The organism is Myxococcus qinghaiensis, assembly GCF_024198215.1.
In the GTDB taxonomy this organism is placed as follows: Bacteria; Myxococcota; Myxococcia; order Myxococcales; family Myxococcaceae; genus Myxococcus; species Myxococcus qinghaiensis.
Map to the genome: position 1 here is coordinate 60,908 of NZ_JAKCFA010000016.1, position 25,759 is coordinate 86,666.

At 69.2% G+C, this 25,759-nt stretch carries 20 protein-coding genes; 4 read left to right on the forward strand and 16 right to left on the reverse strand.

Annotated elements, in window-relative coordinates; all coding sequences use genetic code 11:
* Positions 1–1,032, reverse strand: coding sequence for a DNA adenine methylase (locus LZ199_RS27660; RefSeq protein ID WP_253996766.1), 1,032 nt, complete (start codon positions 1,030–1,032; stop codon positions 1–3).
* A complete protein-coding gene (locus LZ199_RS27665; RefSeq protein ID WP_253996767.1) occupies positions 1,029–2,618 on the reverse strand; it encodes a hypothetical protein in 1,590 nt (529 codons plus the stop codon). Before LZ199_RS27665 ends, LZ199_RS27660 begins: the two co-directional genes overlap by 4 nt.
* Positions 2,619–2,837: 219 nt before the next feature.
* Here LZ199_RS27665 and LZ199_RS27670 point away from each other — a divergent pair, with 219 nt between their 5' ends.
* Positions 2,838–3,716: an aldo/keto reductase gene (locus LZ199_RS27670; protein ID WP_253996768.1), complete on the forward strand. Its 879-nt coding sequence runs from the start codon at positions 2,838–2,840 to the stop codon at positions 3,714–3,716.
* Positions 3,717–3,782: 66 nt separating this feature from the next.
* Here the strand turns inward: LZ199_RS27670 and LZ199_RS27675 are convergent, their stop codons facing one another.
* Entirely contained in the window at positions 3,783–4,400 is a 618-nt protein-coding gene (locus tag LZ199_RS27675; protein WP_253996769.1) for a CAP domain-containing protein, read from the reverse strand.
* A 372-nt stretch (positions 4,401–4,772) separates the two neighbouring features.
* Here LZ199_RS27675 and LZ199_RS27680 point away from each other — a divergent pair, with 372 nt between their 5' ends.
* Entirely contained in the window at positions 4,773–5,384 is a 612-nt protein-coding gene (locus LZ199_RS27680; protein WP_253996770.1) for a hypothetical protein, read from the forward strand.
* Here LZ199_RS27680 and LZ199_RS27685 read toward each other — a convergent pair.
* On the reverse strand, positions 5,326–7,137 hold the full coding sequence (locus LZ199_RS27685; protein ID WP_253996771.1) for a serine hydrolase domain-containing protein: 1,812 nt from the start codon (positions 7,135–7,137) through the stop codon (positions 5,326–5,328). The two genes, LZ199_RS27680 and LZ199_RS27685, sit on opposite strands and share 59 nt — an antisense overlap.
* A gap of 83 nt (positions 7,138–7,220) precedes the next feature.
* Here LZ199_RS27685 and LZ199_RS27690 point away from each other — a divergent pair, with 83 nt between their 5' ends.
* Positions 7,221–9,458, forward strand: a complete 2,238-nt coding sequence (locus tag LZ199_RS27690; RefSeq protein WP_253996917.1) for a hypothetical protein — start codon at positions 7,221–7,223, stop codon at positions 9,456–9,458.
* A 33-nt stretch (positions 9,459–9,491) separates the two neighbouring features.
* On the opposite strand, the gene LZ199_RS27695 is transcribed toward LZ199_RS27690, so the two are convergent.
* The 3 genes from LZ199_RS27695 to LZ199_RS27705 form a co-directional block, all read right to left on the reverse strand.
* Positions 9,492–10,916, reverse strand: coding sequence for an MATE family efflux transporter (locus LZ199_RS27695; protein WP_253996772.1), 1,425 nt, complete (start codon positions 10,914–10,916; stop codon positions 9,492–9,494).
* A 75-nt stretch (positions 10,917–10,991) separates the two neighbouring features.
* Complete coding sequence (locus LZ199_RS27700; RefSeq protein ID WP_256569479.1) at positions 10,992–11,891, reverse strand: bestrophin family protein; 900 nt, start codon at positions 11,889–11,891, stop codon at positions 10,992–10,994.
* Between the two features lie 56 nt (positions 11,892–11,947).
* A complete protein-coding gene (locus LZ199_RS27705; RefSeq protein ID WP_253996774.1) occupies positions 11,948–12,247 on the reverse strand; it encodes a hypothetical protein in 300 nt (99 codons plus the stop codon).
* A gap of 505 nt (positions 12,248–12,752) precedes the next feature.
* On the opposite strand from LZ199_RS27705, the gene LZ199_RS27710 reads away from it, so the two are divergent.
* The gene (locus tag LZ199_RS27710) at positions 12,753–14,246 is read left to right on the forward strand and encodes a mannitol dehydrogenase family protein (RefSeq protein ID WP_253996775.1); all 1,494 of its coding nucleotides are present in this window, start codon (positions 12,753–12,755) and stop codon (positions 14,244–14,246) included.
* 15 nt (positions 14,247–14,261) lie between these two features.
* On the opposite strand, the gene LZ199_RS27715 is transcribed toward LZ199_RS27710, so the two are convergent.
* The 9 genes from LZ199_RS27715 to LZ199_RS27755 all read right to left on the reverse strand — a co-directional run bounded on the left by LZ199_RS27715 (position 14,262) and on the right by LZ199_RS27755 (position 25,755).
* Positions 14,262–15,125 (reverse strand): GRP family sugar transporter, encoded by an 864-nt coding sequence (locus LZ199_RS27715; protein ID WP_253996776.1) that lies wholly within the window; start codon positions 15,123–15,125, stop codon positions 14,262–14,264.
* Between the two features lie 111 nt (positions 15,126–15,236).
* Entirely contained in the window at positions 15,237–17,249 is a 2,013-nt protein-coding gene (locus LZ199_RS27720) for an adenylate/guanylate cyclase domain-containing protein (protein WP_253996777.1), read from the reverse strand.
* 40 nt (positions 17,250–17,289) lie between these two features.
* On the reverse strand, positions 17,290–17,976 hold the full coding sequence (locus LZ199_RS27725; RefSeq protein ID WP_253996778.1) for a carboxypeptidase regulatory-like domain-containing protein: 687 nt from the start codon (positions 17,974–17,976) through the stop codon (positions 17,290–17,292).
* Positions 17,973–18,740, reverse strand: a complete 768-nt coding sequence (locus tag LZ199_RS27730) for a hypothetical protein (protein ID WP_253996779.1) — start codon at positions 18,738–18,740, stop codon at positions 17,973–17,975. The genes LZ199_RS27725 and LZ199_RS27730 overlap by 4 nt, the downstream gene beginning before the upstream one ends.
* Positions 18,741–18,822: 82 nt before the next feature.
* Positions 18,823–20,802 (reverse strand): discoidin domain-containing protein, encoded by a 1,980-nt coding sequence (locus tag LZ199_RS27735; protein WP_253996780.1) that lies wholly within the window; start codon positions 20,800–20,802, stop codon positions 18,823–18,825.
* Positions 20,803–20,883: 81 nt separating this feature from the next.
* Positions 20,884–21,690: a methyltransferase domain-containing protein gene (locus tag LZ199_RS27740; protein ID WP_253996781.1), complete on the reverse strand. Its 807-nt coding sequence runs from the start codon at positions 21,688–21,690 to the stop codon at positions 20,884–20,886.
* Complete coding sequence (locus LZ199_RS27745; RefSeq protein WP_253996782.1) at positions 21,687–23,027, reverse strand: cytochrome P450; 1,341 nt, start codon at positions 23,025–23,027, stop codon at positions 21,687–21,689. The genes LZ199_RS27740 and LZ199_RS27745 overlap by 4 nt, the downstream gene beginning before the upstream one ends.
* Positions 23,024–24,364 (reverse strand): B12-binding domain-containing radical SAM protein, encoded by a 1,341-nt coding sequence (locus tag LZ199_RS27750; protein WP_253996783.1) that lies wholly within the window; start codon positions 24,362–24,364, stop codon positions 23,024–23,026. Before LZ199_RS27750 ends, LZ199_RS27745 begins: the two co-directional genes overlap by 4 nt.
* Complete coding sequence (locus LZ199_RS27755; RefSeq protein WP_253996784.1) at positions 24,361–25,755, reverse strand: SagB family peptide dehydrogenase; 1,395 nt, start codon at positions 25,753–25,755, stop codon at positions 24,361–24,363. Before LZ199_RS27755 ends, LZ199_RS27750 begins: the two co-directional genes overlap by 4 nt.
* Positions 25,756–25,759 lie beyond the last annotated feature (4 nt).

The window sequence follows — 25,759 nt, forward strand, 5'->3', positions numbered from 1 at the left end:
CTACTCGGCGATGAGCAGCACCTCGCGGCTCGTCTGGTTCGTGGAGAGCGCGTACTGGTAGTCCCGCGCTCTCACCGTGACTCTGCGCTTGTGGCGCTGGAGCAGCCGCTTCAGCTCCTCGATGGAGGGGACTCCATCCGAGCGATAGGACACGACAAGGATGCTGTCCTTCCATCGCTCGAACACCGCCTCGAAGGCGGAGGCGATGCGCCCAGGCTGGGTCCACGGCGTCTCCACGCGACGGTAGGGTTTGTGTTTGTAGCGGGCATCGAACCGCTTCGGCCAATCCCTGTACTCGGTCAGCCCTTCCAGGAAGTGATAGAAGCCCAGATAGTCCACGCCGACGCCCTTGGCTGAGACATAGGGCGGGTCGAGATACGCCAGGTCCGCCTTGCCTTCCAGGAGCGCCGCGTCCGCGCACGTCGCGAGGTTCGCCCGGCCGTTGTCGAAGACGGCGTCGCTCGCGACAGCGGCTTGCTTCGCCAGGTGGTCCGCGAAGGGCCTGTCCCACGTCGCCTTGTTGCCGAAGGAGCGCTCGACGGTCGCCTCTCGCATGTAGAGGTTGGCCCGGTGGAAGAGGTTGTACGGCCGCTTCGCGATGCAGGACTGGAACACCGCGTGGTACGCGAGCGCTTGCCGGTAGTCCTCCGTCAGCTCCGCCAGGTTCTGCGCCAGGACATCGAGGAGCTGGTTCTCCTCGTCCGGGTAGTAGATGCCGCCGAAGGTCCTCGCGATGAAGTCCTCGTAGGGCTGCTTCCGTCGAACGAGCAGGGACGCCACGTCTTCGGGCGCCAGGCGCGTCGAGGGGTTCTCGATGAGCGCCCTGCCGATGAGGTGATTGGAGCGAAGGCAGTCGTTGTAGTGGACCTGCTTGCCATGCACCTTGAAGAGATAGGAGACCGAGCCCGTGCCGCCGAAGAGGTCGACCACGGAGTCGAACTCCAGGGACTCAAGCTGCTCCCAGAGCCAACCCAGGACCTTGAGCTTGCTGCCCTGGTACCGGGTCGCCGGGAAGTTCTCGATGCCGGTCAACCTCCCTCCACCGGGGCGGGCCTGGACGGCTCCGTGGGGGGGAGCTGGTTCGCGGGAGCGATGGCGGGCTCGGACTCCGTGGCCTCCGGCGGCTCGTGTCCGCGCAGGGCGATGGCGGGCAGGGAGACGGACAGCGTGCCCACGTCCAGGAGCCCGTGGAACCCCTCGTCGTCCGGTGACGGAAGCATGCGGATTCCAGGCGGCGTCCCGGGAGGAATCGCGACCTGGGGGCCGGGCGTGAGGCCCATGACGTCGCAGAGCATCTCCCCATCCTGCTCCAGGTCGCAGCCCCACCGCCGGCCCTGCGCGTAGCCCACCTCCAGGACCTTCAAGTCCCGGGCGTTCTCGAGCAGGTGCTTGGACATGGGGACGAAGTCGTCGCGCCAGTCCGCTTCACCCAGGCGCGTGTGCGCATTGCCGGCGAGCACCAGGAACACGTCCTTCGGCCGCGAGGCGCGCGGGTTCAACACCTTGCGAGCCATGTGGGCATCGCGCGCCTTCCCATGATTCATGTCCGTGTCCATGGCCACCACGGAGACGGAGTGGCCAGCGGCACGCAGCGCGCGGGCCCGGTCGATGAGGTCCATCACCGCGCGGCTGCCTCGGCCGTCCTGCTGCAGCTTGCGCCAGAAGTTCCCCTGCAGCAGCGCATCCTGGTCCGCGGGCTTCCCGGCGCTGGAGAGATAGGTGTTGATGCGCTCCTGCTCCTTCTCCGGAATGGCGAGCGCCAGCGTGACGCCGTGCCCCGTCTGGGCGGCCTCGCACGCCAGGTCTCCCACGGTGGTGGGAATCTCGCGCGTGCCGAGCTGCTCTCCGATGAGCAACGTCAGCCCTGGCTTCAACAGCGCCTGGAAGCCCTGGACCTTCTGGGCGCAGGGCTCCTGCACCTCCTGCTTCCAGCGCTTGAGGTAGAAGGCCGGGTCCCTGGCGAAGGAGTCGTCGCGCGCGAGGCGCAGCGAGCCGGTGAGCGTCTCCAGCGAGGGGCGCGACTCCAGGCGCAGGGTGAGGGCCTGCTCCAGCTCCAAATCACGAGTGCCCTGGACGGCGCCGTCCATCTCCATCCAAGGCGCGTTGTCCCGCTCGCGCTGGGCCAGCTCCACGGGGGCGCCTCGCCTCACGAAGCTCTGCTCGAAGCGCTCCATCAACATGAAGCGCGAGTTCAATTCCCCCGAGGCCTCGGGCTTGATTTCGACGTCGTTGGCGAAGGACACGCGCTTCATGCGGAAGATGCGGATGACGGAGGCGCGCTCGGAGATCAGCTCGCCGGCCACCAGATAGCGTGTGGCGTCACCGTCGCTCTGCCAGCCCCAGGAGCTGTTGCCAATCTGCGCCGTCCTCCACTCGGTCAGCAGATATTTCGGGTCCTCGAGCGGCTTGAGCACCCAGCCCTTCTCCGTCATGAGCTTGGTGGCCTCGGCCAGGGCCTTCTCCACGGGCAGCATGAAGATGTGCTCGTAGCGGGGAGTCTCCGGTGCGGGGGACGCGGGAGGTGGAGCCGGGGCTTGCGCCACCGCGTCCTCCGGGGGCCGGGCGGCTGTCGCACAACCGACGAGGAACACAGCGAGACCGACCAGTGCTCGACGCATCGAAGAGCTCTCTTCCCGCGAGGTCCGACAAGGGGGCTGGAACGCTCGACGGCCCGAAGAATATCGCGAGGGACCAGCGAACGCATGCCCGGCATGCCGGTCCACGGTGAGGTGCCGGACGACTCGCCGCTGTCGCTCCCATGCCCGGTGACGGGTCGTGCGGACGAGCTGGTGGGTCGTTATGCAGACGCCCTACTTTCAGGTCAGGAGGAAGTGTCCATGAGCGGAACCTCGTCACGACCCGCCGAGCAGAGCGGAACCTTCAAGCTGGGCGGCGACCTGCCCATCCATCGCCTGGGCTACGGCGCCATGCAGCTCACCGGCCCCGGCATCTGGGGCCCTCCCAAGGACAGGGCGGAGGCCGTGCGCGTCCTGCGCCGCGCCGTGGAGCTGGGGGTGGACTTCATCGACACCGCCGACTCCTACGGCCCCTACGTCAGCGAGGAGATCATCGCCGAGGCCCTGCACCCCTACGCCAAGGGCGTCGTCGTGGCGACCAAGGCGGGCCTCGTGCGCACCGGCCCCAATGAGTGGCACCCGGTGGCCGCGCCCAAGTACCTGCGCCAGGAGCTGGAGCTGTCCCTGCGCCGTCTGAAGCTGGAGCGCATCGACCTGTACCAGCTGCACCGCATCGACCCGAAGGTCCCCGTGGAGGAGTCCCTGGGCGAGCTGAAGGCGCTCCAGAAGGAAGGGAAGATTCGCCACATCGGCCTGTCGGAGGTCTCCGTGGAGGAGATCGAGCGGGCCCGCAAGGTGGTGGACGTGGTGTCGGTGCAGAACCGCTACAACCTCACGGACCGCGTGCACGAGAAGGTGCTCGACTACTGCGAGAAGGAGAAGCTGGGCTTCATCCCCTGGTTCCCGCTGGCCACGGGGGGGCTCGCGAAGCCCGGTGGCGCGCTCGACTCGGTGGCGAAGAAGCACCAGGCCACGCCCGCGCAGATTGCCCTCGCGTGGCTGCTGGCCCGCTCGCCGGTGATGCTGCCGATTCCGGGCACCTCCTCCGTGAAGCACCTGGAGGAGAACCTCGCGGGCGCGGAGGTGAAGCTCGGCAAGGAGGAGCTGGCCGCCGTGGACGCGCAGGCGTCGGGGCGCTGAAGCCGCGATGCCCGGTAACGGCGAGCCGCCGTGGGCAAGTCGATGCCCACGGCGAAGCGCCTCACCTCAAGGCGTGCCGAAGTCCTGGGTCCAGTAGTGCCGGTAGGTGCTGCCGGGGGCATTGAAGTAGCCGATGCCGATGTGCACGAGCAGCGGGTTCATGATGTTGGTGCAGTGCCCGCTGCTGGTCATCCAGCCGTTGACCACCGCCGCCGGCGTGGAATACCCGGCCGCGACGTTCTCCGCGGCGCGCCGGTAGGTGTAGCCGGTGGCGGTGATGCGCTGCCACGGCGTGGAGCCATTCGAGCCGGTGTGGCTCATGAAGTTGTTGGTGCCCATGTCCTTGGAATGTCTGCGCGCCGCGCACCGCAGGCTGGCGTTGTGCGTGAGCGCGGGAGCAGGCGCGTACGACGTCGTTCCACAGACGGCGCCCGCGGCCCGGCGTTGGTTGACGAGCGTGAGCACCTGGTCCTCGAAGCTCGCCCACGCCGGGTCCCAGGTCGCCACGTCGTCACACACCGCGCTGGCCGTGACGTTTCCAGCGGCGGCGGCACCGGTCTCCGTGCGGACCGCGGGCACCAGCGCGCCTTCCTCCTCCGCGGTGGAGAGGGGCGTCTCGGGACCTCCACAGCCTCCGAGCAGCGCGGCACCCAGCAGGAACACGGGAATGGAGCGGGAGTTCATGTCGAATCCTTTCTCAACCAGACGTGTGGCCACCTCGTGAAAGGCGGTTCCCTCATCCTGGCGAGGCTCGACCCGATGTCGAGAGGGAAACCTGCGCCCGCCTGCTCGCGCGGTGCGCTGTGCACTCACCACGATGCAAATGTTACCGCGACGTCGTGGACCTTCTGGACCCATTCCTCACACGCCACCGAAGACGCCAGGGATGGACGCAATGTTCTGGTGTCCCTGGCCCGCACTCGTCTGCTCGCACAGCGTCCTGCCTCCCCACCGACTTTCCAGGCGACCTTGGCGACATCCGAGCCATGAAGCCCGCGTTCGGGGGTGGTCTGGGGTACACTGTAGGTTGACTCTCTTCAGCGAAGGCATGCCACCATGACCGCGCAGCTCCGCGACACCGTCGAATACCGCAAGCACGCCTTCGAGCTCGCGGGTGTCCGTGGCTCGGGCCTGTTCGAGCCCTCCGCCCACGGGTTGACGCCCCGGCCCATGTCGACGGCCTGCCAGCGCGGCTTCCTCTGCCTCTACCGCGTCGCGGACAAGCGGCTCCAGCTGGAGGAGCTGCGCATCGGCCTGACGGCGGAGGAGGAGCAGGCCGTCCAGGAGGGGCGTGGCACGCTGCTGTCCGGTCAGCTCCCCAGCTACCTCAGCGAGACGCATGAGCGGGTCGTCTACACGCGCCTGCGTGCCCCCGTGGCCTTCACCGGGGGGCTGCTGGTGGTGGACGGCTTCACCCGAGGGGTGCCCTACCATGACGGACTGCACCCCGCCTGGAGCAGCAAGCGCATCCAGGAGCTGCTCTTCGAGGGCGGGAAGCTGGTGGAGGAGCGCGACTGCGGCGAGGTGATGACGCGCGTGCGCGAGCGGGTGCGCGAGAAGTCGCTTCAGCTGGACCACGCGCCCCACCGGGCGCAGCTCGCGGAGTGGCTCACGGACGCGTTCCGCCTGGACTACGGCCTGGCGGCGGGGGCACCGCGCGGAGGATGAACCGGGGGAGCAGCTCCTCGCGGAACTTCCTCCAGAGGCCCACGTGGTTGTAGTTGCCCGCGGTGAACATCACCACGAGCTCCAGCTCGGGGACGACCATCACCAGCTGTCCGCCGTTGCCGCTGGCCTCGTACTCGGAATACACGCGGTCGCCCACGCGCAGCTCGTGGCGCCACCACGCATAGCCATAGGTCCTCCCTGGCTCCATCGTCGCGTGGAGTGCCGTGGAGCGCTCGACCCAGCGCTGGCTGACGATGCGCCGCTCGTTCCACACGCCGCCTGCGAGGTAGAGCTGCCCGAGCTTCAGCGCGTCGCGGGGCCGCATGAAGATGCCGCCTCCCAGGTACTGCTCCCCTGAAGGCATCAGGTCCAGGTGGTAGCCGCGCAGCTGGAGTGGCTCGGCGACGTAGCGGGTGAAGAACTCCGGTATCCACGTGCGCGTGGCCTTGCTCAGCACGCCGCCCACCAGGTTGATGTTCGCCGAGCAGTACACGCCCTTCTCGCCCGGCGCGCGCACCATCGGCAAATCCAACGTGTACTTGTACCAGTCGGGCACCGTGTCATCGAGCCGCTCCTCGTTGCCCGGAGAGGCCTCGTCATCGTCGTCACACGCGAGGCCCGTCGACATGGTCATCAGGTTTTCGACGGTGAGCTTGCGCTTGCGCGCGTCCAGGTGGGCGAGCTTCCCCTTGTACTCGGGGAACAGGGAGACCACGGGCGTGTCGACGGTGAACGGCGCGCCCTGGTCCAGGGCGATGCCCAGCAAGAGCGGCGCATACGTCTTGGCCGCGGAGCGCAGGTCATGGGGCCGCTCCTTGTCGAAGCCGTGGAAGTACTCCTCGAGCACCAGCTTGCCCCGACGCGCGATGAGGAGCCCCTGGATGGCGGGCGCCGCGTCTGGACCGGGCTGCTGGTCCAGGATGCCCTGCACGAGCTCGCGCAGGGGCTCGATGTCCATGCCGACGTCTCCGGGCGAAGCCGTCGTCCAGCCGTCCCGCTCCGCGATGGGCCGCTCATATACGTACGTGCCCGACGCCGGCGTGCGCGGGTAGAGGCCCACGGCCTGGTCGCGCCCGCGCGGGGTGAAGTCGAACGTGGCGTCCAACGGCGGGAAGAACAAGGACAGCTGTCGGGCCTGGGCGTCGAAGCGCCCCTCCAGGCGCGTCGTTCCCTTCGTGGCGACCAGCCTGACGAGGCCGTCCTGGACGCTGACGCGAAACAGCAGCCTGTTGCCGAAGTTGCGCTCGGGATTCTTGATGAAGGCGCTCAGCGTGCCGTCGGCCTCCTTCTGGACGACCAGGTACAGCGAGAAGCGGTCCTCCAGGGGCGCCACCGTTCCACGCCAGACCTGGGGCTGGAGGGCGCGCAGCTCCACCGGCGTGGCGAACTTCATGCCGCTGGTGCGCACGCGCGGCTGAATCCAGTGCCCGACGATGCGCGTCCTGTCCTCCGTGAGCCGCCCGCGCAGCTCGCCCTGGCCGCCGGGAAGGACGAAGGAGACGGTCTTCCCTTCCTCGCGCACCGGCACGTCGAAGCCCGCGATGCGCGCGCGCCAGGTGTTCTCCGAACGCGTCAGCGTCAGCTCGCCTCGGACCTGCGGCCCCAGGACCTGCTCACTCCCCCAGATGCCCACGAGGGACTCGGCCACCGCGTCAGCCGGCGCGGGTGCCGCGCCCATGAGCCATGGGAGCCAGGCGAAGAGGAACAGATGTGCGGAGAAATTCCTGGTAACCGAGTTACGGATGGAAGCCATGCCGCGAGGCAACCTACCATGGCGCGGAAGGGGCCCGCACATTGGACGACTGAGGGCTTCGGGGCGCTAGTAACTTGCCGCGCATGGCGAGCAAGAAGAAGTCCACATCGAGTGAATCCCCTGTGGCGGCCGCGTGGAGCCAGGTCGGTAGATTCCTGGGAACGGAGTGGCCGTCGTTCGTTGAAAAGCACTCGGCTGGAAAGAAGCCGTGGTCGCGCGGTGCCTCCATCAGCGATGCGCTCGCGTCCTGGGGGCAGCCCTTGCCCAAGGATTTGACCCAGCTGTTGAAGCCACTCGAGGAGCATGAGCCCCCGAGGCTCGCGGAGCTCACGCTCGGCTCTGATGCGCCGCGGACGACGTCCGGCAACCTCATGGAGCAACGCATCGTCGCGGCCCAGGGCTACCGGCCGCTCTGGAAGGAGCTCACGGGCGGGTTCGTGGAGATTGGCGCCACGTCCTCGGGAGATATCTGGCTGTATGCCCGCGAGCCCCAGCGTGGAAAGGCTCGCGCGCAAATCTATCTCTTCAATCATGAGACGGATGGAATCGAGACGCCGCAGGCCGTGGACCTCGACGCCCTCGTCTTCCGCGCCGCGCTTGTGCGCGCCCAGGAGCTGGGTGAGGTCGATGCGGAGAAGTTCCAGGCGGCACTCCAGACGCTGGACAAGCGCGTTGGACACCTGGGCTTCGAGGAGGCCCTGGCGGAGGTGAAACCCTACGTGGCCACGGAGGAGCCGGCCTACAAGAACGACCTCCGGGCGGGCTGGTTGGTGACGCTGCTCACGGAGGAGGGTGCGTCCGACGCGGAGCTGCGCGGGGCCTTCGACGTCGAGATGAACCCGCCGCTCACCGAGGAGCTGCTGGCCAAGAGCGCGGAGCGCTTCAAGGCGTATCCCCCCGCGGCCTTCTACTTCTGCATGGCGAGCTTCTTCGCCGGTGACGAGGCGCGGCTCACGCAGGCCCTGGAGCTGTGTCGGCTGAGTGATGCCCCCCTGGTGAAGGACCTGGTCGCGCTGATGGAGGAGCTTCGCGCGGGCCGCAAGCAGCTTGGCGTCATCTCCGACCTCCAGGCCCTGCGGCAGCGGGTGATGGGACTGGCGTTGTGGGACGAAGAGGCACGTGAGCGGGCGAGGGTGAAGGCGGAGGCGGAGGCGGAGGTGAAGGCCGCGAGCGCCGCGCGAGAGGGGAGGCTCGACGCGCTCGCCTGGGAGGCGGTGAAGGACCCCGCCATCGGCGCCGCCGTCCAGAAGGCCTATGCGGAGGACGCGTCCATGGCGCCCACCGTCACCCTCCTGTCGACGTGGAAGGACGAGGAGGGTTATCGCGACGAAGGAGTCATCCAGGAGCTCATCGCGAAAGGAGACCGCCGCGCCACGCCGCTGCTCATCGGACGGGTCCGGCACGGGCAGGGGGCCGAGGACCTCATCGCGCTGGAGGTGCTCGCGGAGTGGGCCGAGCCTCGTGCCGTCGAGCTCGTCCGCGACGCGGCGTTCGCCGAGGACCGCTTCCACTTGAGGCGCCACCCGTTCATCCGGCTCATCCAGGTCCTCGGAGACCGGGCGAACACGCGACACCTGCTCGCGCTCATGCGCGCGCATCCACCGAAGGATGGGGATTCGGAGCGCAACCGGATGCTCGGCGCGCTCGTCTTCGCGCTCGGCGAGCTGGGAGACCCGGCCGTGGGAGACACGCTTCTGCGGTACCTGGAGCGGAAGGCGGACGACAAGGGCAAGGAGGCACCCATCTCCTTCTCGGAGGCCGTTCGCTACGCGCTGGGCGCCGTGGGAGAGACGCGGGCGCTGGCTCCCCTGCTGGCCTCCTACGAGGAGAAGCAGTGGAAGCTCTCCGACTCGCCCGCGACGTGCTTCGCGCTCGGTCGGCTCGCCGGAGGCGCGGACCCCGCGTCGCGCGAGAAGGCGCTCGCGCTGCTCGAGAGCAATCGCGTCTCGAAGGGCTTCTTCATCGACCTGGACAAGCAGAAGCACCCGAACTCCATCGCCCGGCTCTTCCGCGACGTGGGGGGGCTGACGGTGGCGATAGCGGGCCAGGTCATGCTGGAGGTCGCGCTGGCCGGGCTCACCGAGGGCGCTCGGCGCGAGGAGGCGCTGGCGAACCTGCGCGAGCTGGTGACGGGCGTGCTGACGCGGTGGGAGGAGCGTGCCTCCCAGTACTGGACGGGCTACGAGGGGTACGCGCTCCTGGCCTGGGCGCTGCTGGCGCTGCGGCTCTACCCGGCGCCAGGCCGAGAGCTGGCGCGGCCGTTCGTCACCTCCGACGTGCCGCTGGTGCGCCTGCTGGCGAAGCAGGTCGTGGGCGCGTAGTCGTTCGGAGGTGGGGCCCCTCGGGAGAGGGGCCTACTTCGGCCCCTCGCGGAAGATGGCTCCCGCGAGGGTGGCCGCCACCGTCACGCCGGCGAACGCCACCAGCGCCGCGGAGACGAGCGCGAACAGCATGGGCAGCCCCGCGCCGAAGTACACGACGGCAACCCAGCCCACCCCCGCCGCGACGACCATGCGCGCGGTGCCCGCGAGCACGGGCCAGAAGACGCGCGCCACGCCCTGGGCGGCGAAGCCCAGGACGAAGCCCAGCCCCAGCAGGCCGTAGAACGGCGCGACGATGCGCAGGTACAGCAGGCCTGGCGCCAGCACCGCCTCGTCCTTGCTGAAGAGGTGCAGCCACACATTCGGCGCCACGGCGGCGAGGAGTCCAATGGAGCCCGCCACCGCGAAGCCCAGCCAGCCGCCCACCCACGCCGTGCGCCGGACGCGCTCGAAGTTGCCCGCGCCCGCGTTGGTGCCGACCATGGTGAGCACCGCCGTGCCCAGGCCGAAGAGCAGCGGCACGAGCAGGTAGTCGAGCCGGGACGCCATGCCGTAGCCCGCCAGCGCCTCCACGCCGAACAGGCCCACCGCGCCCGTGACGATGATGACCGTCAGGTTGGGCTGCACCGCGCTCAGCGCCGTGGGCAGGCCCACGCGCAGGATGTCCCGAATCAGGCGCGCCTCCAGACGCACCGGGGCCAGTCGCAGCGTGGTGCGGCCCGACGCCAGGTGTCGCAGCAGGAAGAGCGCGGCGCCCACGTAGAACAACACCATGGCCAGCCCCGCGCCCGCGATGCCCAGCGCGGGCAAGGGCCCGGCTCCGAAGATGAGCACGGGGGAGATGACGACGAGGATGCCCGCGCCGGCCAGCGTCACCGTCGCCGGCAGCTTGACGTTGCCCGCTCCCCGCAGCCCGGCCGCGAGCAGGTTGACGACCCAGAAGGGGATGGCGCCCGCGAAGAGGTAGTTCGAGTACCGGACCGCCGCGTCCAGCGCGCCCCCAGCGCCTCCCAGCGTCCGGTAGAGCAGGGGGCCGAACAGCCATGCGAGCAGCGTGGACGCAAGCCCCAGCCCCAGCGCCATCACCACCGCGTGCCACACCAGCGCGTCCGCGTCCTCGCGCCGGTTCGCCCCCACCGCCCGGGCAATCGCGGACGCCACGCCGCTGCCGATGCCGCCGTTGGACATCATCGTCATCAACATGAAGATGGGGAACACCAGCGACACCCCGGCCAGGGCGTCCGTGCCGAGGAAGCTCACGTACCAGGTCTCCGCCACCCCGACGAACGCCTGCGCCACCAGCACCACCGTGGTGGGCACCGCCAGCTTCAAGAGCGTCGGGAGGATGGGCGCGTGCAGCAGCGCCTCCCGGATGCCGCTCGCGCCTCCGGGGGCTGGGGGCGTCCCGCGCTCGCTGCTGGCTTCCGTGCTCAAGGGGACCGCGCTCTTCAACTGCATGGTTCAGCTCCCGCGTGACGTATGATGAGCGTAATATGGTGAGGCGGGGACTCGCAGTGAAAAACGCGCGAGGGCTCAGGTGAGCACGAAATCCTTGTCCGGGAGAAGGGGAGGAGGGAGCGGCTCTCCGGCCAGGTCCATGACCGAGCGCTCGATGGCGCGCGTCATGGCGTCCAGCGGCAAGTCATTGGGCTCGGTGCCGAAGGGGTCCTCCAGCTCCGCCGTCACCGTGTCGAGCGCGATGAAGGTGTAGGAGACGAAGACCGACACGAGCGGCGTGGACCAGCCCAGGGTGCCCGTCAGCGCGAAGGGCAGCAGCAGGGCGTAGATGTACACCGTGCGGTGCAGCATGACGCTGTAGACATAGGGGATGGGCGTCCCGGCGATGCGCTCGCACCCGCCGAGGACCTCCGAGAGCCGGTCCAGGTTGTCGTCGAACGAGGCCACGAGCAATTCGCCCAGGCGGCCCTGGTGCCGCAGGCGGGCGACCCACTCGGCGAGCCCCAGGACGACGCGGGCGGGACGGTGCTCCGCGGCGACCACGCGCTCGCGCACGCTGGCGGCCAGGGTGTCGAGTGGCACCGGGGTGCCGCGAAGCTGGTGGTTCAGCGTCACGGGCAGGGCACGGAGCAGGTCCGTCACCTCGCGCCGTTCCTCCAGCGAGAGCGCGGGGGAGGGGAGTGTGAGGGCCTGTCGCATGAAGGAGCGCGAGACAATCAGCAGCGAGCCCCACAGCTTGCGGGCTTCCCAGAAGCGGTCATACGCGGTGCTGTTGCGAAAGCCGAGGAAGATGGCCAGCGCCACGCCCAGCAGGCCCAGGGCGCCTTCCTTCAGGTTGAAGGGGTGGGGACCGGTGGCCACCGCCACGCAGGCGAGCACCAGGAAGAAGCCCAGTCTCGGAAGGATGCGCGGGGCCACCGAGCCGCGCCAGACGAACAGCATGCGAAGCCAGTGCATTCGCGGACGGACAATCATGCGGCCCCACTAACCACGGCCGGGAGCGCGCGTCGAGCAGCGCCCCCGGAGTCGGGTCAACGCACTTCCGGGCAGTCCCAGACGCGCTGCGTGCCGCCAGGCCCCGTGTAGAGCCGGCAGGTGCAGACGTAGTCGCTCCAGATTCCGTCCGTGCAGATTCGCGTGGCGCCCGTGCTGGTGCAGGCCGTCAGGTCCAGGTCCCAGCAATAGGGCGGCAGCGGAGGGATGGGCCGGGCCTCCGTCGACGTGTCCTCCTCGCTGCCGAGCTGCTCCAGGGCCTCGTCAGAGCGGGTCTGCTCCGCGCCCGCGAGGAACGGCAGGGCCAGCACCGCGACCAACAGGGTGTGCTTTCGCATGGGTTGCTCCCGGAATGGAGGGCCCCCACGGGGGCTCTCGGGGAGCAGGGATTCTCAGACAACAGACATTGAATGGAAAATGTACCTTGAATCGAGCGGACCTCGTGTGTGGGCCACTCGAAGGCGGGCGCCAGGGGTTGCCTTGGAGAAGTCAGGGCGTCGCGCGAAGTCGGACTGACACAGGGGGCGCTCGCCCGGTGGGCTCCCAGGTGTCTGGACGCCTGTCGCGTCGATGGACTGGGAGGTCGATGCACGCCGGGGTCGACCCTCCGAGGTCCCCTCACCGGGCTGTCAGCGGAGCGAGTCCCTGAGTCGGGCCTTGCTTCAAGGCGACCGGGTTCGCGAGCCCTGCTCCGGAGCGCTGGCGTTGCGGCCCCGGCGGAGCGTGGCCACGCATGTCCACCAGAGGTCACGGTCCATCCGTGGGCGGGGTGCGCCAGGCGGTTCATGGCGCGCGGCCCTGGGCCGACGTGGAAGCGCGACGGTTCGTCCTGGAGGTCGGCTCGTGATTCGTCTGAGCAACAGTACCCTGGTGTCCCTGCCTCCTGGCGTGGCGCGTCCCGCGTATGACCGCACCCGGGTGACGCCAGGCATCGCCCACCTTGGTGTGGGCCAGTTCCATCGCGCGCATCAGGCGCTCTACCTGGACCGCTGCCTTGCTCTCGCGGGGCAGGAGCGCTGGGGCATCGTCGGCATCGGCGTGCTGGATGGCGCGACGGAGCGCCACAAGGCGGACGCGCTCCATGCACAGCAGGGCCTCTACAGCCTGACGGAGTTCCCCGCGCGCGGACGTCCCACGGTGCGCGTGGTGGGCTCGCTCGTGGACTACCTCCATGCCCCCCGGGACGCGGAGCGTGTGCTGGAGCAGCTGGCGGCTCCGGACCTCCGCATCGTCACGTTGACGCTCACCGAGGGCGGCTACAACCTGGACGAGGCCGGGCACTTCCTGCTGGAGACGCCCACCGTCGCCAGGGATTTGGACAGTCAGGTTCCGACGACGGCCTTCGGATTGGTCACCGAGGCGCTGCGACGCCGCCGCGAGCGCGGCCTGGGCCCCTTCACGGTGCTGAGCTGCGACAACCTCCGCCAGAATGGCGACGTGGCGCAGAACGCCTTCCTGTCATTCGCCCGGGCCCGGGTGCCGTCGCTCGCGAACTGGATGGAGGAGCACGTCACCTTTCCCAACGGGATGGTGGACCGCATCACCCCGGGCGTGACGGAACACGAGGCGGCCCGGCTCAACGAGGCCAGCGGCTTGGATGACGCGCTGCCGGTGTACTCCGAGGCCTTCATCCAGTGGGTCGTCGAGGACAGGTTCTGCGCGGGGCGGCCTCCGCTGGAGCGCGTGGGCGTCCAGTTCACCGACGACGTCGGGCCCTATGAGCAGGTCAAGCTGCGGCTGCTGAATGCTTCTCACAGCCTGCTCGCCTTTCCCGGCCTCCTGATGGGCTACCGCTTCGTCGCCCAGGCCATGGAGGACCCCGCGCTGGTGTCCCTGCTGCGAGCCTTCCTGCGCGAGGACGCGGAGCCGCTGCTTCACGCGCCCCCGGGCCTGTCCGTGCGAGACTACGGCGACACGGTGCTGGAGCGCTTCAGCAACCCGGCCATTGGCGACCAGCTCCTGCGCATCGCCAGTGACAGCGCGTCCAAGCTCCCCAGCTTCGTCCAGCCCACGGCGCGCGAGGTGTTGCGTCAGGGCCGGGACTCCCGGCGACTCGCGTTCCTGCTCGCCGCGTTCTGCGAGTACCTGCGAGGCGTCGACGAGCGCGGCCATGTGTTCCTCCCCGTGGAGCCCCACCTGACGGAGGCCGAGGTGCGGCGCGCGCACGCCACGGACTTGAAGGCGCCGCTGGGCCTGGCGATGTTCCAGGAGTGGGGGCTGGCGGAGCATCCCGGCTTCGTGAGGGATTGCGTCCACTTCCGCAGGGAGCTGCGCTTCAAGGGCGTCTCGGCGACGCTGGCGGAGCTGGCGCGGTCGATGGAGGAGGCCTCCGCCTGAGCGTCGCGTGTGATGTCAGGCCCGTGCCTGTCCCACCATGACGCCTCCGGAAATCACCAGGGCGATGCAGATGAAGACGAGCACCAGCTCCTTGCGCGTCTTGTGCTCCTTCAGGAGGAAGACGCCGCCGAGCGTGGAGATGGTGACGCCCATCTGCGAGACGGTGAACCCCGTGGTGACGCCGACGCGCTCGTCCGCCAGCAGCAGCGCCAGGTTGCCCGTGGCCCAGATGAGGCCGGGGATGATGTTCAGCCAGGTCTTCTTCACGAAGGGCCGGCCCTCGCCTCGGAGCGCCAGCAGGAAGGCGCCCGTCACCAGCCCGATGGACTGGGGAAGGATGGCGTCCCAGCCGTTGATGCCGAACCACTTGGGAATGATGACGTAGGCCACCAGTCCCGCGCCGCACAGCAGCAGGGGGCCCAGGCTGGCGAACCGGGTGGACTGATGGGAGGTGTCCCGGTGCTCCTTGAAGGACGTCATCGCCACGCCGAGCATCACGATGACGAGCCCCGAGAAACCCAGCGTCATCTTCGCGGCGGTCCTCCACTCGTGGAAGACGAAGACGCCTATCAGCGACGTCCCCATCAATTGAAGACAGACGATGGCCGGCATGGCTGTCGACACGCCGAGCAGGGTGAAGCAGCGAAACTGATTCGTCTGTCCCAGCGCGCAGCACGCGCCGGACGCGAAGCCCGCCAGCACCACGGTGCGCGAGAGGTGGGGGGAGATGAAGCACATCGCGACCAGCGCCAGCACCAGCGCGCCGAGGGTGCTCCCCATGACCTGCTGCTTGGGCAGCCCCCCCACCTTCGCGACGAGCAACGGCTGCAGGCCCCAGCAGAGGGGCGGGATGAGCACGACCCAATTCCCCAGGCTCATCCGCGTCCTCGACTCCGTGGCCAGCGCCCCGCCCGGGTCGAATCTAGGACCGGAGCGCCGGACGGGAAGCAGACGGAAGGGAGGTGCCGGTGTGCCGCGCCTGACAGCGTGCTACTTGCTGTCGAGCGTGAAGACGCCGTCCCAGTTCTCGGGCGGAGGCGTCACGAGCAGGGCATCGCACCGCGCGGCGAAGCGCTGGGAGGGAGGGTCCTCGGGTGAGGCGAGGAACGCCGCGCGTGCTTCGGTGAAACGTTGGGACCGGTACAGCGCGAGTCCCTCGGCGAAGCGGGCGAGGTGCGGCGGGGGCACCGAATCCGCGGGGCCCACGAGCTCGAACACGCGGACGGGCTGCTGCTTGCCCTTGACGCGCAGCAGGTCCAGCTCACGCGCCAGCACCACGCCGCGCGCGTCGAGCAGCGTGTCCTCGGAGACGAGCGTCCGGGTGCCGTAGACCTTGGCGGCGCCCTCCAGTCGTGAGGCGAGGTTCACCGTGTCGCCGATGACGGTGTAGTCCTGGGCCACGCTGGAGCCCAGGTTGCCCGCCACCGCGTGGCCCGTGTTGATGCCGATGCGGCAGTCGAGTCGCGGCAGCCCGCGCGCCTCGAACACCGGAGACAGGCGGTCCACCACCGCGAGCAGGTCCAGCGCGGTGAGGCACGCACGCGCGGCGTGGTCCTCCAGCGGAAGCGGCGCATTCCAGAAGCACATGATGGCGTCGCCGATGAACTTGTCGAGCGTAGCCCCATGCAGCGTCAGCACGCCCGTCGCCTGCTCGAAGTAGGTGTTGAGCAGCGCGACCAGCTCTTCCGGGCTGAGCTGCTCGCTCATCGAGGTGAAGCCCACCAAATCACTGAAGAGGACCGTGAGCAGCTTCCGCTCGCCACCCGGCGCCGCCTTCTCCGGATGCTTGAGCAGCTCGTCCACCACCTGCGGCGCGAGGTAGCGCTTGAAGAGGCCCTTTATCTGGTCCCGCTGTCTCAAGCCGCTGACCATCTCGTTGAAGGACTGCGCCACCCGGCCCACCTCGTCCGTGCCGCGCACGGGCACCTCGACGGTGAGGTCTCCCAGTCGCACGCGCCTCGCCGCCCCCTCCAACTCCACCAGCGGCGAGGCCAGCCCGCGCGCGAGGAAGAAGGCCGCCGCCAGCGCGAACAGCGTGATACCCGCGGCTGGGAGCATCATCCAGCTCCGGAAGCGCTGGAGGATGGGCGTGATTTCCGCGTCGAAGTTCCGCAGGACGAACACCCGTCCCAGCGAGGAATCATCAGTCAAGCCCTTCAGCGACTCCTCGCGAACCAGGTAGTGCGTGCCGCCAAGGTACACGTCGCGCGCCTGTCCGGCTTCCAGGTCCGGGCCGTCCAGTTGCGTCTCCAGCAGGAGATGGGAGGCCATGGCCCCATCCTCCGCGCGCACGGCGAAGCGGGGCTGGGTGTCCGCTATCTGCGGGCCCAGGGCCTCGAGCGCCATCGAGTCCTGCAAGAGCACGTCCTTCACCCATTGGCCGGACAGCACCACTCCCACCGGCTTCTTGCGCGACGACCCGTAGGCGGGCTGGGCATGGACGAGCAGCAGGTCTCCCTCGCGCACTTCCTTGGGAGGGATGAACGTGAACGGCAGGGCGCGCAGTTGCGCGGGAGACCACAGCGCCGACGTGGGCCTGTTCTCCAGTGCGGCCTTCAGCAGGGGCAGCTCCAGCGGCATGTCCCCCAGTTGCTCCGGATCCGCGCGCGTGTGGACCAGCCGTCCCCTCGCGTTGAAGAAGGCCCACGGCGGCTCGCCACCGAACGCGTCCGTGTCCGCTGAGATGATGACCGCGCGTGCCTCGCGGATGCCGTCGGCCTCCGACGTCTCCTCCCCGAGCCCGGCCTGGGCGTCCTGGGAGTTGACCGAGAGGGACATCTCCCTGAAGGAATGGTCCATCGTCCGCGCCTCGGCCACGTCGCGAGTGCGCTCCTGGCTGGCGCGGGCGAGCCGCTGGAAGGCATCGAGCGTGCGCTCCAGGTCGCTGGCGATCTTCTGCTTCGCGGCGGCCTCCACCGCGAACGTGGTGAGCACGAGCGCCGCGATGAGCGACGCGCCTGCGAGCGCCATGAAGGCGAGGACGAGCTTCCGGGTCAGCGTCACCGCGGACGAGGATAGCCCCGCCCGGGCGCTTCCCGCGAGTCTAGGGGCCCTTGCCCGAGTAATCGGGCCGGGGGCCGTACTTCTTGCCGTGCTTGTCCAGGTGGGTGTCGTCCGTGCGCGTCTCGGTCAGCTCCAGCGTGGCCGTGGCCGTGGCGCCCGACTCCACGACGACCTCCACGCGGGCGATGTCGCTCTTCTCGTCCCGCCGGTGCATGGCGAAGAGGGGATGGCGGCCGGGCGGCACGCCGCGCAGCTCGAAGCGCCCGTCCTTGTCCGTCACCGCGAAGGCCCGGTTGGGCACCACCACCACCGTGGCCACCATCTGCTCGTGGATGTCGCAGTACACGTCGATGATGCCCGTCTTCTTGAACGTCTCCACGTACGTCTCGCCCGGCCGGCTCTTTCCCGCGTCGAACCTGCGCGCCACCGAGCGCGAGAAGACGTTGTGCAGCACCAGGTCCCGGTTGGCGAACTCGACCTTCTGGCCCGCGACGATGGGCAGCACCGAGGGGAAGAAGGTCTTGTCCCGCTGGCTCATCTTCGCCACCTCGGCGGGAGCCTCCTCCGTGTAGCCGGTGAGATAGACGACCACGCCGGAGCGGTCCGCCTTGGGCGTGGGCTTGCCGTCCGAGCCGATGACGAAGATGCGCACTTCGCCCCGCACGCCGCCCGGCCCGGCGCTGGCGAGGGGCGCGGTCAGCAGCAACGCCAGGAGAAGGAGCTTCACAGCGCGACCGCCCATATGAGCCTCGGCATGAAACGCGGGGTTTCATCGGCGATGCCCGTCAGCCCGACGAACGTGCCCGCCGTAATCCACATGCGCCCGAACGACCAGGCCACGCTCGGCCCGACGAAGAGGTGCGGGTCGCCGTCCACGTCCTTGAGTCCGAACTCACCGAAGGACTCGAACGACAGCCGCAGTTCGTCCGGGATGACGGGATAGGAGACGCCCGCGGAGTAGGTCCCCAGGATTTGGACCGGCGCGTCGCCTCCACGCAGCCCGGGGATTCCCACCTGTGCGCCCAGGTCCAGCGCCACGCGCAGCCCGCTGTCCCACTGGTAGGAGCCGACCAGGTCCGCGTCCACGCGCGAGGGACTCGCCTCGCGGATGGACTGGTGCCAGACGGCGCGGATGAGGGGCTGGAAGGCGCGGTCATCGCCTCGGGGGAAGAGGCGGTAGCGGAAGTCAGCCTCGAAGGAGTCCAGCTCCGTGACGTCCCGCGTGGCGCGCACCTGGAAGGGGATGGCCAGCTCCAGGTGCTGGCTCAAGCCGATGACGGGCGCCCACCATATCCAATAGACGGAAGGGCGGCTGGGGGACGCGGGAGCTCGGCTGCGCGCCCACAGCCACTGCTCCAGCTCGACGTCGCCCTTGGGCACGATGTCGGTGTCGAACGTCCAGATGAAGGGGCGGCGGCCGGCCAGGGCAGGCTCGGCCCACGTCACTCCCAGGATGCATGCCACCAGCGCCATCCAACCGACTGCTCGCATTCGCGCTCCCCACCCCGGGCGACGGGGTGCTCGTGCTGGTGCCTAGCACACCACGCCCGGGGGTGGGACCGACAGGCGGTTGCTACAGCCGGTCGCTGATGCGCTGCTGCAACAGCCAGTCGTAGAGCTCCAGGGTGGCGTAGGCGGTGTCCCACGTCGACCCGTTGTGGCCTCCGTTGGGGTAGATGGTGACGCGCATCTTGCTCTCACCCGGGGGGGCGCACTTCGTGTCGAGGTGCGTCTTGAGGTTCGTCGCGCGGCCCGGCGTGTCCTGGCCGCCGTGGAAGGCCCAGATGGGCAGCGGCTTCAGGTTGCAGACGTTCGCGTCGTTCTGGGGCGTGGAGGTGAACGCGATGGGGACGATGGCCGCCAGTTGACTGGTGAAGTACATGCCCAGCTCCAGGCTGGTGTTGCCGCCGCCGCTCAGGCCGGTGACGTAGATGCGGTCCGTGTCCACGCGGTAGTCCTTCTTGGCGTCCTCGAGCAGCGCGAGCAGCGCGGTCGCGGAGAACCAGCCGTTGCCCGCGTTGCTGACCGGGAGGCGCTGATTGGGCGAGATGACGATGGCCTTCATCGCCGCGCGGAAGCTGGCGGAGGAGAACTGTTTGGCCAGGCCCTCCGGATTGCTCAGCACCCCGGTGCGGTCGACGGTGAGCGTGGCGCCGCCCACGCCGTGCAGCGCGATGATGAGCGGCCAGCGGGTGGTGCGGTCATTGTTGTACTGCTCGGGCAGGAAGAGGGCGTAGTCGTAGCGGACGTTGCGGACCATCGTCTGCTGCCCGGCGGCGCACGTGGTGGGGCCGGTGGGCGCCGCGGCGGGCTTGCCCATGAGCTTCAGCTCGCGCAGTCGGCAGAAGGGCTGGTCCTTGCAGACCACCCGGACCTGGGTGGTGACGACGGGCGTGGTGAAGGTGAGCGTCTTCAGCGTGTTGTTGAGCGGGTTTCCCTCCACCACGGTGCCGGGAATGGTCTTCCAGCAGCCGCCATTCCAGGCCTGCAACTCGAAGGCGGACATCGCGTTGGTCGCGGTCGCCGAGTTGCCCAGGTGCAGCTCCGCGCTGAGCACCTCGTAGGCGCCCTGGAGGTCCACGTCGAGGTAGTTGTGCGTCTGGAAGTGATAGCCGGACTCCCACCGGTTGGTGAGGTTTCCGTCCACCGCTTTCGGCGGGGAGACGGCCTCGGAGGCGCTGGAACCCGCGGAGGCGGGCTTTCCGAGCGCGACATTGGTGAGCACGTCCGGCGCGGCCGTCACCGTCACACTCACGTCATCGGAGGCGGTGGCGCCATCGTCGTCGGTGGCGGTGAGCCGGAAGACGAAGACACCGGCGGACAGCCCGGCCACGCTCAGGTTGGCGGTGGTGGTACCGCTCAACGTCGCCGAGGGGCCGCTCACCTGCGTCCAGGCGAGCGACGTCACCGTGCCGTCCGCGTCGGTGGCTCCGCCGGCCAGCGTCACGCTGGTGGTGGGCAGCGTCAGCGCCCGGTCCGGCCCCGCGTCGGCGACGGGCGGGATGTTCACCTGCGTCGAGTGGGGCGTGCCGAAGACCCACAGCTCCTTCACCCGGCAGTTGTCCGCCAGCGGGTCCCTGCACGACAGGCGCACCTTCTTCGCCGTCACCGTCTGGGGAAAGGTGGTGGAGACCGCGATGCTCGTGTTGGCCGTCTGGCTGGCCCCAGGCAGCGGCTTCCAGCCCGTCCCGTCGTCGTAGAACAGCTCGTAGCTCTGGATGGGCCGGGTGTCGCGGAAGCCGGTGTAGAGCTCCATGCGGACCAGGTCGAACGTCCCCTGCAGGTCGATGTCGAGCAGGCGCGTCTGGTTGTAGATGCCCGGGCACCAACGGGAGTCATCGCCGGTGATGTTCCCATCCACCGCGTACTCGGGAAGGAAGCTCCCCTGGGTGGCGCTGGCCGTGGCGGGCTTGTTCAGCGTGACGTTGATGAACTCATCGATTCCGGCGCGCTGCCGCGCGGGCTGAAGGGCGTGCTCGTCGCCCTCCGGTGCTCCGCAGCTCACGAGCACACTCGCCACCAGCACACTGATGAGGGATTGAAGCCGTCGCAAGATGTCCTCCTCGGATGGTGAAGAGGGCATCTTGCATCAGTCACATGGTTTCAAAACAGCAAAAGCCGCTATTCTTGTAAATCAATCAATCGGGCGGAGGCCGTGGGCCACGAAGCCCAGCATGAGGATGGAGGCGGAGGGGGTGTCGTAGAAGCGGCGATATCCCGCGCGGACCTGCTCCAGCTCCGCGGGGGAGATGAGCCCTGCTTCCAGCGCGGGGCGCAGCCGCTCCGGGTCCAGTTGCCGTCGGAACGCCTCCAGACCCAGGGCGTCGCTGTGGTACGCGATGACATCCAGACGCACCCCGGTGAACCCGGCGGAGTGGAGCAGCCGCACCAGGTGGCGTCCGATGAAGCGATTTCCTCCGCGCTGGAGCTGAAGCCGCTCCGCCTTGCGGTGGATGGGCTCCAGCTCTGGAAGTGACGGCTCCGCCACGCCCCACAGCCCCGCGTCCAGCTCGCTGACCACCAGCCGCCCTCCGGGACGAAGCACCCTGAGCGCCTCGCGCGCGGCGAGCAGGGGCTCCTCCAGGTGTTGAAACACGAAGCGCGCCAGCGCCAGGTCGAAGCGCGCGTCGGGGAGCCCCGTGTCCAGGACGGAGCTCCGGTGCACCCTCGCGCGTGCGCCCAGGCGCGACTCCGCGAGCAGACACATTCCCGGGTCCCGCTCCACGACATGCACCGCGCCGGAGGGCACCAGCTCCAGCAGCTTGTCGGTGACGAACCCGGGCCCGCCTCCCAGCTCCACCACCGTCATGCGCTCCGTCAGCCCCAGGGAGAGCAGGAGCCGCTTCTCCTCCGGCCAGCTCAGCTCCACCTGCGACTGCAGCCTCGCCAGCTCCTCGTCGAGCCCTCCCGGGTTCTCCTCCGGACGATAGGAGCCGCTCATTCCGCGTCCCAGTGGCGGGCCCGCATCGGCAGTCCACCCGAGGGGCGCAGCGTCACCAGCGCCTCCGGCTCCACGCGGTGGCCCTCCACGTGCTGGAGCTGGAAGCGCTGGACGACCATGGCCAGGACGAGCCGGGCCTCCATCATCGCGAAGTTGCGGCCGATGCAGACGCGCGGGCCACCGCTGAAGGGGAGATACGCATACGGATGACGAGCCGAGGCGCGGCTGTCGCGGAAGCGCTCCGGGTCGAAGGTCTCCGGCTCGCTCCAGGAGTCCGGATGGCGATGGAGCAGATAGGGGCTGACGATGACCAGCGTGCCGGCGGGGAGGTGATACCCGCCCACGCAGTCGTCCTCCCGGCAGAGGCGCGACATCAACCACACCGGGGGATACAGGCGCATCGCCTCCTGGAGCACCCGTCCTCCGAAGTCGAGCGCGCGCACCTGCTCCGCCAGCACGGGCCTCGCGCCCAGCAGCGTCCGGGCCTCCTCGCGCACGCGCAGCCTCGCCTCCGGATGCAGGCCGAGCAGGTGCAGGCTCCAGGTGAGCGCCTTGGCCGTCGTCTCGTGGCCCGCCATCAGGAAGGTGAAGATCTGCTCGCGCAGGACTCGCTCGCCCGCGGGCCCTTCGAGCTGTCGGGGATGCGCGTCCAGGAGCAATGCCAGCAGGTCAGAGCCACCTCCCGTCTCGCGGCGCCGCGAGAGGATGCGCTGGACGAGCGTGTCGATGAGCTGGCTCGCCTCGCGGAACTGTCGCAGGCCCACCGCGTCCCCGGGGTCGAAGCGGGACATGAAGCTGTTGAGGCGCTGCACAGCCCCGGCGAAGTCCGCCGTCGCGTCCTCCCAATCACAGCCGAAGAGACAGCGGGTGACGATGCGCAGCGTGAGGTGCCCCAGCTCGCGCTCCACGTCGAAGGGGACTCCCGTGCGCGCCGGGTCCTCCCAGCGGCGCAACATGTCCTCGGTGCACTCCGCCATCACCTGGACCCAGGGCTCGATGCGGCTGTGCTCGAAGGCGGGACGGGCCACGCGGCGCTGCTCGGCCCAGGGTTCTCCCTCGGTGGTCATCAACCCCCGGCCCAGCATGGGCAGGAGCATCAACAAATCTGGCGTGCCCTGCTTGACGTAGTTGCGCGCGTGGCTCTGCAGGACGTGCTGCGCGTGGAGCGGATGGTTCACCACCACGGTGGACCAGCCCCCCGCCGTGTAGCGGAAGAGGCTCCCGTACTTGCGGGCGCTGTCGAGGAGGAAGCGCAGGGGCTGTGCGCGCAGCGCTCCCAGGTCCGGAGCATCCGCCACCAGCGGAGGCAGGGGCAGGGTGAGGTCCGAGAGGCTCATGGCGTCACCCGGGGCCCATGCTCCCCGTCCTGGAAGAGGGGGTGGTTTGCCGCGCGGTAGGACGCGGAGAACACGCCCTGGAGCTTGCGGTACTCCCGCATGAACTCCTCCCGAGGCATCCGCGTCCGCGTCACCGCGTGCTGCAGGTCGAAGTGCTCCCAGCGGGGCCGGCCATTCGGCTGTCGCTCCAGGAGGTGCTCGAAGGACTCGCACGCGGGCGTGCCCGGCAGCGGTGTGAGCAGGGTGAAGGACGGGTAGTCGACGCCGTGCTCCCGGATGAAGGCCGCGAGCTGGTCGAACTCCCGGGGCGTGTACTCCGGCTTGACGATGAAGCTGGCGAAGACGTGGATGCCCAGCTCCCGGGCCGCCTGGAGCCCCTGGAGAATCTGCTCGCGCGCCAGTCGCTTGTTGTAGTCCTTCAGCTCGTGGTCGAGCACCGCCTCCAGTCCGAAGAAGACCCGCCGCAGGCCGATGTCCCGCCACCGGCGCATCAGGTCCAAGTCCCGCAGGAACGAATCGATGCGGCAGTACGCGAAGAACTCCTTCTCCAGTCGAGCGGCCTCAATCTGCTCGGCCAGGGCCCACATGCGGCGCGGGTTGACGAAGGGCTCGTCGTCCACGAGGAAGACGTAGCGCTCGGGGATGGTCGCCAGCTCCGCGACGACGCGCTCGACGTCGCGCTTGTAGTAGCGGCCGTCCATGATCTTCCACAGCGAGCAGAAGTTGCACCGGAAGGGACAGCCCACCGTGGTGCGCAGGAGCGCGATGGGCTTCATCCAGTCGATGAAGTAGCTCCCCCGGTCCGCTGGCACCAGGCTCCGGTCCGGAAAGGGCAGTGCGTCTATGTCCAGCTTGGGCGGCTCTCCTCCGAAGCGGAACGTGCCTCCCGCGTCACGGGCCCAGGCGCCTGGGATTCCCCCGAGGCCTTCGCCCGCCTCCAGCGCCTGGAGGATGCGTCGGAAGGGGCGGACGCCCTCGCCGCTCACGACGCAGTCGACCTCGGGCTCGAAGAAGTCCTCCGGCATCAGCGTGGCATGGTGTCCACCCACCACCGTGCGGACGTGGGGCAACAACCCCTGGGTCTGTCTACAGAGCTCCAGCATCCGGGGCACATGCATGGAGTATCCCGTGACGCCCACCACGTCGGGCTCGAAGCTCCACAAGGTCAGCATCAGGTCATGCGGATGCAGGCGCAGGTCCAACAGCCGCACCTCGTGGCCGTCCAGGCGCGCCCCTGCTGCCAGGTATTCGAGCGCGAGCGGCTCCGCGATGGCGCCCAAATCTCCCCAGCCGATGAGCTCCCTGCGCGCATTGGGATAGAGCAACAGGACCTTCATCGGACGTCCTCCTTCGCTCGGGTGCCGAGCGCGAACTCACCCACCGCGCCCTCGACCAGCGAGGGGATTCCACTGGCGCGCGCGAACAACTCGGAGTCGCCGCCTCCCAGCGCGCACGGCGCCAGGTCCATGGCGGTCGCCGCCAGATAGAGCGTCTGGAACAGCACCCCCACGTTCTTGAGGATGAGCGCGTAGCCCATGGCCTGGTACTTCCAGAAGACGCGCGGGAAGCGGGCCGTGATGACGAAGAGCACCTGCGGCCGGCCCTCCCTCGCGAGCGTGTGCCAGGCCCCCTCCAGCAACTGCTCCACCTGGGGCGTGCGCGGCGTCAGCTCGCACAGCTCATGTTGCCCGGAGCGGTACTGGTACAGGCCGGACTTCAGCCCGGTGCACCGGTCCACGACGAGGTACAGCTCCAGCTCATACAGCGCACCACCACCCGGGTAGGTTCGCTCCCCCAGCTCGCCATGGTCCGTGGAGAGCACCCGCCGAGTGCGCGCCGCGCGGTACAGCAGCTCGCCAATCTGCTCCACGCTGATGGCCGGCTCGCCATACGTGCGCAGGGAGCGGCGGCGCTCCAGCACCTCGGTGAAGGTCGAGTCCTCCCGCGCGAGCCGCCCGAGGTCGGGCCGGGGGAGCGGCACCACCGCCTCGCTCATCCGGGGCTTCAGCACGGGCAGGGGCTCCATCCACTGCTCGAAGCGATAGGTGGCGCCGTAGGGGCTCGGCAGCCGCCCCAGCCGGCTGTGCGCATGAAACAACAGGTCTTCCGGCTCCCAGAGCGAGAGCCTGGCGTCCTCCTCCTCGGGGACGTGCACAGCCTTCGCGTCCAAGAGCATCCCCACGAGGAGGTCCACGGCCTTCAGGGGCAGCGTGGCGGCGCGCTCCGTCAGCTCGGGCAGGGAGCGCGGACAGGACAGCTCCAGGAGCAGCGCCGCCGCGCGCGTGTCGTGCAGCAGCACCCGCGCCTGGTACGCGGGCGCCTCCACCACGAGCTGGTGGTCCTCGCGGCGCACGCACGCGAGCCGGGAGAGGACATACTTCGTGTCGGGTGCCCGGGGCTGCGAGTGGCCGGGGGCCAGGCTCGGTTGCAGCGTGGCAAGCGGTGCCTCCTCCAGCAGCAGGGTGCGGCACAGGAAGTCGTTGCGTGCGAGGGATTGGAGCAGGTGCTCCAGCAGGACGCGCGCGGCGGGCCCGTCATGCGGCTCCGCGGCGTCGAGCAGCGCCTGCTCCGTGCCTCCTGTCTCCAGGCTCTGGAGCGCGGCGAGGGCGCCGAGGGACAGCCCTCCGAACTCCAGGCCGAAGCGAGGACTGGCGACGACGCGCCGCCCGTCCTCCAGCGCGTGGACCTTGATGCCGGGCGTGAGCCCGAAGGATTCATGGAGCCGCATCGCG

Bases quoted from the DNA above. Each gene is read 5' to 3' on its own strand.
- LZ199_RS27755 (WP_253996784.1), bottom strand. From the start codon at position 25,755: ATGCGGCTCCATGAATCCTTCGGGCTCACGCCCGGCATCAAGGTCCAC.
- LZ199_RS27680 (WP_253996770.1), top strand. From the start codon at position 4,773: ATGACCGCGCAGCTCCGCGACACCGTCGAATACCGCAAGCACGCCTTC.
- LZ199_RS27685 (WP_253996771.1), bottom strand. From the start codon at position 7,137: ATGGCTTCCATCCGTAACTCGGTTACCAGGAATTTCTCCGCACATCTG.
- LZ199_RS27670 (WP_253996768.1), top strand. From the start codon at position 2,838: ATGAGCGGAACCTCGTCACGACCCGCCGAGCAGAGCGGAACCTTCAAG.
- LZ199_RS27690 (WP_253996917.1), top strand. From the start codon at position 7,221: ATGGCGAGCAAGAAGAAGTCCACATCGAGTGAATCCCCTGTGGCGGCC.
- LZ199_RS27700 (WP_256569479.1), bottom strand. From the start codon at position 11,891: ATGATTGTCCGTCCGCGAATGCACTGGCTTCGCATGCTGTTCGTCTGG.
- LZ199_RS27745 (WP_253996782.1), bottom strand. From the start codon at position 23,027: ATGAGCCTCTCGGACCTCACCCTGCCCCTGCCTCCGCTGGTGGCGGAT.
- LZ199_RS27730 (WP_253996779.1), bottom strand. From the start codon at position 18,740: ATGCGAGCAGTCGGTTGGATGGCGCTGGTGGCATGCATCCTGGGAGTG.
- LZ199_RS27675 (WP_253996769.1), bottom strand. From the start codon at position 4,400: ATGAACTCCCGCTCCATTCCCGTGTTCCTGCTGGGTGCCGCGCTGCTC.
- LZ199_RS27740 (WP_253996781.1), bottom strand. From the start codon at position 21,690: ATGAGCGGCTCCTATCGTCCGGAGGAGAACCCGGGAGGGCTCGACGAG.
- LZ199_RS27715 (WP_253996776.1), bottom strand. From the start codon at position 15,125: ATGAGCCTGGGGAATTGGGTCGTGCTCATCCCGCCCCTCTGCTGGGGC.
- LZ199_RS27695 (WP_253996772.1), bottom strand. From the start codon at position 10,916: ATGCAGTTGAAGAGCGCGGTCCCCTTGAGCACGGAAGCCAGCAGCGAG.
- LZ199_RS27705 (WP_253996774.1), bottom strand. From the start codon at position 12,247: ATGCGAAAGCACACCCTGTTGGTCGCGGTGCTGGCCCTGCCGTTCCTC.
- LZ199_RS27750 (WP_253996783.1), bottom strand. From the start codon at position 24,364: ATGAAGGTCCTGTTGCTCTATCCCAATGCGCGCAGGGAGCTCATCGGC.
- LZ199_RS27665 (WP_253996767.1), bottom strand. From the start codon at position 2,618: ATGCGTCGAGCACTGGTCGGTCTCGCTGTGTTCCTCGTCGGTTGTGCG.